General features: G+C 62.6%; 1 pseudogene. It reads right to left on the bottom strand.

Annotation, left to right across the window (positions count from 1 at the left end):
• Positions 1–1,028 (bottom strand): annotated as a pseudogene (locus tag AC11W3_RS19430) (hypothetical protein); the annotation flags it as partial.
• Between the last annotated feature and the right edge of the window lie 474 nt (positions 1,029–1,502).

Genomic DNA, 1,502 nt, shown 5'->3' with positions numbered 1-1,502 from the left:
GCCATCCGCAAGCCAGGAGGGTGGAGTGGTCCTCCCTGATCGTCGTTGAGGATGCCACGCACCGCCGCGCAATAATCGAGTACCACGGTGCCGGCGGGATCGACCTGGGATGCTGTGGAGTTCTTCGGCGCCTCGGTCATGGTCGCGTCGGAACGGTCGTCCACGAGCCGCCCCGACGCCTGGGCATCCTGCCGCTTGAGCACGGCCTGCTCGATCTTCCGCAGGCCACGCACCTTCTTCCGCATCGCGACCTTGGCGTGGCTGTCGGCCTCCAGAACAGGCTTGGCCACATCACGGAGGAAGTGGTTGTCACAGTAACGGTGTGGCACGCCGGGGAATTCCGCCGCGATGCCCGTCACGAAGGCGTCCTGCCGATCGGACAACCACAACGCCACCGGCTTGCCCAGGGACTCGGCCCACGCCCTGGCCTGGGCGATCAGACGACGCACCTCAGCCGCCGTCGCCGAGATCAATGGCACGGCGAACCACACGCGTTTGCCCGTCAGTTCCCGCACCACGTACAGGGTCTCGTGCCCCTTCTCGGGTTGCAGGCCGTCGATCGAGAGGATGATCTCATCGACGCCCTGGTAGTGCTGCCGCAGCGCCTCGGGATCTTGCTGGCGCGCCGCGAGCATGACCTGGTAATGGCCGATGTACCGGGCGATCGAGTCGGCCGAGAGCTGGATGCGGTAGTCGTCCCAGAGATCGGACTGGATCTGGGAGATCGACCAGTGACGAGCGCACCGGCGCTGACCGATCCAGCAGAGGACGTCCCACCCGATCGCCCACTTGGGCAGAGCGATCGTGATCTCGAGTTCGGGGCTCTTGGTCCTGGCGTGACCGGGACAGTTGGGGTCGGGGCAGTGGTTGAGTTTGCACACCAGTTGCACTGGCCCCTCGAGGGTGTGAACCCGACGGTAGCGATGATCACAGACATACATCGTCCGACCGCAGACTGCACAGGTGCGGTCGAGGACGTCGAGTTCCCACAACGCGAAGTCCGTATCCTCGGGCCAAGCGTAGGGCATCCTGCCGACCTCCGTGCCAGGGGTGAAATCTACCGTTGCGGCCGACAAGGCAAGAAGTTACACCACGAAAGCTCGATCTTCTAGCCCTCTTGCGGATCGTTGAAAAAATACTCTACCGGGGCCGAACTGCCAATGCAAAGGGATACCCCGATCTCTGGTTGGTTCGTTTCGCCGGGGCGTTGGTTTGTTGCTCCCATCAGTGTTGTAATCCGAAAAAACGTTATAGCCGGCACAGGTGGCCGGCCGATGAATTCAGAAAGCTGACGGACCGGATTTTCGGAATGCAAGCCGCCGATGGGCAGGGAGTGGCTGGGATGAGTCACGTCCGTTCCCTGAACTTTGAAGCTCTTGAAACGAGGGAACTTCTGTCAACAGGTCAGGCGCGAGTGGCTCATCATGCGGTGGCGACGAGCGTACCGTCGACGTCGAGCACGGCCTCGTCGAAGAAGTCGGCCGGTTGCTGTCGCCAGAGCT

It is taken from the genome of Geomonas sp., from assembly GCF_056994735.1.
Note: the sequence above shows the minus strand (reverse complement) of the source record. Positions and strands in the feature narration are given on the sequence as shown.